The following is a 6,697-nucleotide window of genomic DNA, read 5'->3' as shown; positions in this document are numbered from 1 at the left end:
ATTAATAGCAGTATGTAATAAGCTTTTAAAACAGGCTTTTGCAATTGCAAAATCGGGATTAATATATGATGATTCTTATAGAAGTACTTTAGTGAAAAATTAATGAGTTTTTACTTGTTTTTTACCACAGTACTTTGTTAGGCAACGTTTTTATTCATCAAAGTAATAAAAGCAGAGGAATTCAATATTGTTGTCAATATTTTCATTCTGACTTAAATATACTCTAAATTCAAAATCACAAGTTGATTCAGCGTCAATATTCAGACAAGAAGTCGAAGAAGCAGTATTAGAAGTCGAATAAGTAATTATTTCTCCATTTTCTCTAAACACGAAACTTGGTTTTCCTGAAACTGATTCAAGATTATCATTCGTAATTGTTGCTGATATTAAATATCCTTTTTCATCAGGTTCGTTAAAAGTTTGAATCAGAAAATCCGATTGAGTTACTCCGTTAACTCCAGGAAAAGGATTCAAGTCACAAGGATTACTCGAATTATTGTCATCATCGTTTCCACAACTCAATAGAGTTAAGATTATTAAACTACTAAAAAAAGTTTTCAATTTCATAAGTGCGTAATTTTGGGTCAAATGTTGCCTAACGTGTTTGTATAAGGTTAGTTGCGGTTTTGTGTGCGAGGATTTTCCGAAGGAAAATCAGACGTACAAAAGCGCAACGATCTTTGTTTAAGCCTAAAATAAGCAATTAATTTTATACGGTGTTAGGCAACGTTTTTTAATTCAGTTAATCTTTCGGTTAAAAATTCGGAAATTATTTTATTCAATTCAGTTTTTTTTGTTTTTTCGACAATTTTAAATTCAAATTTCTCCGTTTTAAAAATAAGAAATTCTATCTCCAAATATTCCATTTCTCCATTTGAGTAATAGAAAATTTCTCCAGCAAAATTATTCGTTTCAAATCTGACTCCTTCGCTTGATGGATAATTTTTGGATTTAGTAAATTTCTCATATTTTAATTCCGAAATTTTGGAAATATTATGTTGTTCAAAGGTTTTAGAAATGATTTTCAAATATTCCATATTTTTATTTTTCAGATTCTAATTCCTCAATAATTTCATAACTTTTTAAAATATATTCTTCATATTTTTCTTTTGATACACCAAATAACCAACCTTTTTTAGGTTTTTCTAAAATTCGATTATAGAGAAGTTTAATTTTTGGGTCATTCATATAATCAGGGAAACTATCTATAATTTGATATTTTGAAATTTGTCCGCTAAAATATTTTCTTGCCATATAGGCAGCATATTGTTTTTCGGATTTTTCTTGGTTTTTCGTCATTTCGTTAATGTTGCCTAACGGTTACGTTTATACAAAGTTGCGTTTTTTGTATGCGAGGAATTTCCGTAGGAAATTCAGAAGCAAGCAAAAAGGGAAGCAACTTAATTTAAGTCTAAAAATAGCAATTTTTTATAAGCATTGTTGTGCAAAGCAAAATATTTATGCTCTATACGTGCTAAGTTTTAATTGCTAGAAATTAGAGAAGCGTTTAAGTCTCTACAAGTTCTCTACAAAAATTTTGCTTTTAAAAACACCCTTTATTTACGCCAAAAACTTAGTCCAACCAAAGCTATGCCGAAAAGTCTCTAAAAAGCTATGCCGAAAAGTCTCTACAAAGCAAAAAGTATAGTAGCACGTTTTTTTTAACAAAAAGGGAAAAACCAACTAATTATTAAACGACTTTAAAAGAAAGGGATTGTTTTGCACAACGGATTTGTGTATGATTAGTGGCGTGTTTAAGCACCTAATTTAGCAAATAAAAACCGAATAGAAAATCCGCGAGGATTTTCGTAAGTAGGCGAGGACTAGCCATTAATTATACACGTTGTTACCCGCAGTTATTTCTTTCTCAAATGTCAAATAATCAGACTTTTTTGAAATCGGAATAATGGATTTAATTCTTATTTCTGTTATTTTTTTTATTTCGCACATTTCAGCAATTCCTTCAATTCGTTTTTCGAGAATCAGTCGGTTAGCAGAAAAAATGTCATCATTTTGGAAGTCCTTATTTTCTTTAAAATCAATTATTCCTAAAGGTCTTTCAGTTTTTGCAAAACTTTTTAGAGTGTATTTAGAACCTCCGTTTTTGTCGCTCTGAATTAAAATTAAAGCATTTGAAAGTCCAGCTTGAATTCGACTTGCTTTGCTACCTGAAAACCTGTCTTCTTTTTTATTTGGTTCATTTTCTGAAATTAACAAACCATTTTTGTTTAATACTTTTTCGCAAAGCTCACGAGTAACCAAAGAAGATGTTTCATTGAAATTTAGTCCTCCTGATATTACTCCAATAACATTGTCAAAAACTTCATTTTCTTTTGAAATGGAATGTTTGTCTATTCCGTCAACTAAACCGTTGCAGATTGACCAATTTTTGCTAAAATATTCTCCAACTCTATACGCTATATCATTACCTAAAGTATTAGATTTTCTTGTACCAATTATTGCAATGGCTTTTGAAAGTAAATTAGCATTCCCTTTTAAGTATAATATTGGTGGTGGGTCATTAATTAATCGAAGTAAATGAGGATAATTATTATCAACAATTGAAACTACTTCTATTGAGTTTTCTTTACAATCTTTTAAAATTAATTTGGCTTTAGGTATATTGTATTCGAGTTCTTCCAGAGTAACCTTTCCACCAATCATTGAAAGCAAATCAATACTTTGCGAATATTGCTCAATTAATGGCAAATTCTTTTTTATAAAAGACGCTCCAACTCCTTTTATTAGTGAAAGTGCAAGTATGTTAATTGTTAAATTCATTTATATATTTTCTATATGTCCACAACCATTCCCACCATATTTTTTAGGAAGACAAGAATAAAATTTATGACCATCCTTTCTTCGAATTTTTATTTTCATAGGTTGTTTACAATTTGGACAATTTTTACTTTCTATTGGTAATATGAGATAAAATAATGCAATAAACAAGATGTTTTTCACTCCACTTTGTCGCAATTGATGAGAAATTTCGTTTGCCGTTGCCGAAGATGTAAATTGGTCGTCAAGAACAATTATATTTTTGTTGGTTAAATCTAAATTTGGTAAAAGATTTAAATTTGAAGCAATAAAGTTCCTTCTTGCTTGATAATTAGGTTGATTTCTTAAACTTCCCGTTACATCTTCGTTCCACACAAATAATGTTTGTTTATTGAAACTTGTATCTACAAGTTCAAAAATCTCTTTCATTTTGTTTGTTGGCGTAGTTGTTTTTTTGTCTGAAACGTAAGTAAAATAATCCCAATTATATTCTGGAAATTCCGCAACCCTTTTTAGATAATTTTCTACACCATTAGAAAGTTTTGTCAAGAATTCTTTATCACGATTAGGATTGTCTATTTGATAATACTTGTCTGCTCTCGCAAATCTATCGCATTCGCCATCTTCTTGTCTTGCTAAACATCTAAATGCAGTAAAATTCCCATTGTAGTTTCTATATAGAAATTTTGTCATTTCATTAGAATTACCACCTTGAAAAATAGATTCAATTGCTAATAATTTTTCGATAGGGTTTTCAATAATATTTTCTAAATCAGCAAAGTTATTCGCGAAAAAAGTAGGTCCCGATTTTACAGGTTTCCAATCTTGTCCGATTCCATCTCTTTCCTCAACTTCTGATGCTTTGTAAAATTTAGCATAAACTGTTCTTATGTTTAATTTTCGTCCCAATTCAATGTCTAACCAACTATCTCCAATTAAAAGAAAATTGTCCTTATTTTGATATTGTTTTGCTAATTGTGGTTTTGACAATATAAATTGTTCAGTTTTTTCCGAATTTGGTTTGTCGGTAAGACTTACGAAGTCAATGTTAAAAATCTGTTCTGCTATTGGTTTTACGTAATTTGGATGACTATCTGAAACTATTACAGGAATGTTACCTTTCCGTTTTTGATTTTCAATAAATTCTTTTGCTCCGTTGAAAACTTTAATTTTAGAAAGGTCAGTTTGCTCAATTCCATCTTTCATTTTTTTGAAGTATGGATGAGCTGTGTTTGTTAAAGTTCCATCTAAATCTAAAAGTAAAATCATTTTCTTATTTGTATTCCCAAATAGTATCAATAACTACTTTGTTAAGCTCTTTCTTTGCTTTGTATGAATTGAAGCCTTTTACTATTCCATAACCTAAAGCACCAATTGCAATTGGTGCAGCCGCAATTGTTGCTACACCAGCTACCATAGTTCCACCTATTGCTGTTAATCCAGCTGAAATACCAGCACCAGACAAACCATAAATAGAAGTGATTCCAACTGCTGATGCAACTGTTCCTACAGTAGCACCTCCAATAGTTCCATTTTTTTCAGGTATTTTGCCTTTTTGATATAATGATATTTTTCTATAATCATCATATCCATTTAAGTTGATTCTTTCTATTTCCTTTATGAATTTTTCAGTCGGATAGGTTTCTTGAGAAATTAACCTTGTCAAAGTTTGAATAGAACAAGTTATTTCTTTTGCTAAATCTTCTGTTTTTAAGTTATTATTTTGAAGAATAGTTTTAATTAAACTTGATGTATTTTCTTTATCCATAGAGATTGGTTTTAATTGCGGGTAACGGTTTTGTGTATGGCTCGTTGCGTGTAAATTAGCGATTATTTTCGGTTAAGCCACAAGCCAGATTTTTAAATTTTACTATTTATTTTTTTTATTGGAAATCGTCAAATTTAAAAATTTGGCGACTTTCCATAAACGCCTTAACTTTGGTTTAAGCAACTGACCAGCAATGAGCTATACACGTTGTTGCCAGTAGTTTTTATTTAATAGAATTCAGGTAAAAGCATATCTTTTTCAGATGGACTATTGAAAAATTCATAAACCATTGGGTCTTTCTCTTTTAGAATTTTATCAACCTCTTGATTACGATACTCGTACTTGCCTAAATATTCAACTCCTAAAACTTCTTCGAGAACGTCATCTACATATAAATCCTGCAAATATTCTCTATTCTCGTATTCCCAATACCTCGTTACTGATTTAGGAATATTCAAGTCGTCATTGCTCATATTTTTTCCGTCTTTTCTTATTTCGTCCACCTCAATGTAAATGTTATAATCTCTGTTGAACGTTTCTAAAGTTTTAGCTTTTAGTATTTTTTCGTTAGTGTAATTTACTTCCCAATAACGTACGACTGGTTTTGAAAATGGACTTGTTGTTAAGCACCAAGATTTATCCAATGCAGAATAAATTGATGAGTAGGCATTTTCATCTTCCTTTTCGTTGATTTTTGCCTCAATTCTGTAACCAAATCTTATTTGTTCAATTTTCCCTTTTAAAGGTGTCAGTCTAAATCCAAGATTAATGTCTCTTATTCCGCCAGAATAGCTGTAATATTCTTTATCTATTTTTGCCAGCTCCACTTTTACATATTGTTCCAATGAGTTGTCCTCTTTATATTTTTTCCAATAGTTTGAAATTGAGTCAACTTTCACTTCGTAAATTCCATATTTCTCATTCCATTCCTTTTCCAAGCGTTCATTTATTGGCTTGAAATAAGTTGTATCTGCGGAAAATTTGACATAATCAAAAATCTGGTCGTAGGTCAAGTCCGCATACTTGACTTTTTCCATATCGTCTGTCAGTACACTGTCTCGAATAAAAGTGATGTATTTGTAAGTGCCTTTAAATAGAGAATCATTCTCAATAGATTCTTTCAGTTCATTAACGGTTAGTGGCTCAAAAATCGGTTTATCAAGATGAGAATTACAGCTAAAAAGTCCGACTGCAAGGATTAGAAGTAGTATTTTTTTCATTCGTATGTTGGTTGGTTTTCGCTTGGTTTAAATTACTGGCAACGTGTTTGTGTATGGTTAGTTGCGTGGTTTAAGCACTAAAGTTAGCAAATAAAAACCGAATAGAAAATCCGCGAGGATTTTCGTAAGTAGGCTAGAATCTAGCAATTAATTATACACGGTGTTGTAAAACGTTTTTTAATCAAATTTCATTTCAAATATAACATAGTGTTTTATTCCAAATTCTTTTCCCCAATTTTCTATATCCTTTCCACTATCTTCGACTGCGCACCAATATTTATAATCTCCTTTTTCATAAGGTAGCATATAGGTAAAGGCGTAAAAGTTTTTACCATATTCAATACTTTCGCTAATTCCAGTATCTCTCAAACTATAGTCGTCCGACATTATTGCGTCATATTTTTTGTTAATTCCGAATTTTGGGAATCGGAACCACAATTTCAATTTCGGTTCAAATGTTCGTTTAGCAATAACTTTTAATTTTAGAGTATCTGATTTAGATTCAGATGTTTTCGGATATTTTGAAGTGTCAATTATAGTGTCGGAACTTTTTAATTTACCATCCCATATTTCTTTAGCTATCAGTACATAATTTTTTTCAGAGATGTCTTTTCCAATAAACTTTACTTTATAAAAATCAATATTCTCAAATTGAAGTAAATCAGACGTATCTTGATTTTCAGACGAATATTCTGTTGACATTTTTACATCCTGACTATAAGTCAAACTCGTAAGAAAAAGTAAAATCAGAAAGGGTTTAATTCTATTCATATGGTTTTTTTAAATGTTTTACAACGGTTACGTTTATACAAAGTTGCGTTTTTTGTATGCGAGGAATTTCCGTAGGAAATTCAGAAGCAAGCAAAAAGGGAAGCAACTTAATTTAAGTCTAAAAATAGCAATTTTTTATAAGCATTGTTGTGCAAAGCAA

Annotated in this window: 8 protein-coding genes and 1 pseudogene; 1 reads left to right on the top strand and 8 read right to left on the bottom strand. The window is 30.4% G+C overall.

What is annotated here, in order from left to right:
• A pseudogene (locus tag ACVC5O_RS00175) lies at positions 1 to 103 on the top strand (IS110 family transposase); the annotation flags it as partial.
• Between the two features lie 47 nt (positions 104 to 150).
• Here the strand turns inward: ACVC5O_RS00175 and ACVC5O_RS00170 are convergent.
• The 8 genes from ACVC5O_RS00170 to ACVC5O_RS00135 all read right to left on the bottom strand — a co-directional run bounded on the left by ACVC5O_RS00170 (position 151) and on the right by ACVC5O_RS00135 (position 6,468).
• Positions 151 to 567 (bottom strand): hypothetical protein, encoded by a 417-nt coding sequence (locus ACVC5O_RS00170; protein ID WP_452219441.1) that lies wholly within the window; start codon positions 565 to 567, stop codon positions 151 to 153.
• A 152-nt stretch (positions 568 to 719) separates the two neighbouring features.
• Positions 720 to 1,037 (bottom strand): hypothetical protein, encoded by a 318-nt coding sequence (locus ACVC5O_RS00165; protein ID WP_452219440.1) that lies wholly within the window; start codon positions 1,035 to 1,037, stop codon positions 720 to 722.
• Between the two features lie 4 nt (positions 1,038 to 1,041).
• Positions 1,042 to 1,299 (bottom strand): hypothetical protein, encoded by a 258-nt coding sequence (locus ACVC5O_RS00160; RefSeq protein WP_452219439.1) that lies wholly within the window; start codon positions 1,297 to 1,299, stop codon positions 1,042 to 1,044.
• Positions 1,300 to 1,830: 531 nt separating this feature from the next.
• The gene (locus tag ACVC5O_RS00155; protein ID WP_452219438.1) at positions 1,831 to 2,781 is read right to left on the bottom strand and encodes a DNA-processing protein DprA; all 951 of its coding nucleotides are present in this window, start codon (positions 2,779 to 2,781) and stop codon (positions 1,831 to 1,833) included.
• Entirely contained in the window at positions 2,782 to 4,047 is a 1,266-nt protein-coding gene (locus tag ACVC5O_RS00150) for an HAD family hydrolase (RefSeq protein WP_452219437.1), read from the bottom strand.
• Between the two features lie 4 nt (positions 4,048 to 4,051).
• Positions 4,052 to 4,546, bottom strand: a complete 495-nt coding sequence (locus ACVC5O_RS00145) for a hypothetical protein (protein ID WP_452219436.1) — start codon at positions 4,544 to 4,546, stop codon at positions 4,052 to 4,054.
• A gap of 227 nt (positions 4,547 to 4,773) precedes the next feature.
• Positions 4,774 to 5,766, bottom strand: a complete 993-nt coding sequence (locus ACVC5O_RS00140; protein WP_452219435.1) for a hypothetical protein — start codon at positions 5,764 to 5,766, stop codon at positions 4,774 to 4,776.
• A 177-nt stretch (positions 5,767 to 5,943) separates the two neighbouring features.
• Positions 5,944 to 6,468: a hypothetical protein gene (locus tag ACVC5O_RS00135; RefSeq protein ID WP_452219434.1), complete on the bottom strand. Its 525-nt coding sequence runs from the start codon at positions 6,466 to 6,468 to the stop codon at positions 5,944 to 5,946.
• Between the last annotated feature and the right edge of the window lie 229 nt (positions 6,469 to 6,697).

The sequence above is a fragment of the Lacinutrix salivirga genome (genome assembly GCF_053604675.1).
The sequence above is the reverse complement of the archived record's forward strand: the minus strand, read 5'-3'. Positions and strand labels throughout refer to the sequence as shown.

Coding starts and splice junctions, on each gene's coding strand:
- ACVC5O_RS00170 (WP_452219441.1), bottom strand. CDS start 567: ATGAAATTGAAAACTTTTTTTAGTAGTTTAATAATCTTAACTCTATTG.
- ACVC5O_RS00165 (WP_452219440.1), bottom strand. CDS start 1,037: ATGGAATATTTGAAAATCATTTCTAAAACCTTTGAACAACATAATATT.
- ACVC5O_RS00160 (WP_452219439.1), bottom strand. CDS start 1,299: ATGACGAAAAACCAAGAAAAATCCGAAAAACAATATGCTGCCTATATG.
- ACVC5O_RS00155 (WP_452219438.1), bottom strand. CDS start 2,781: ATGAATTTAACAATTAACATACTTGCACTTTCACTAATAAAAGGAGTT.
- ACVC5O_RS00150 (WP_452219437.1), bottom strand. CDS start 4,047: ATGATTTTACTTTTAGATTTAGATGGAACTTTAACAAACACAGCTCAT.
- ACVC5O_RS00145 (WP_452219436.1), bottom strand. CDS start 4,546: ATGGATAAAGAAAATACATCAAGTTTAATTAAAACTATTCTTCAAAAT.
- ACVC5O_RS00140 (WP_452219435.1), bottom strand. CDS start 5,766: ATGAAAAAAATACTACTTCTAATCCTTGCAGTCGGACTTTTTAGCTGT.
- ACVC5O_RS00135 (WP_452219434.1), bottom strand. CDS start 6,468: ATGTCAACAGAATATTCGTCTGAAAATCAAGATACGTCTGATTTACTT.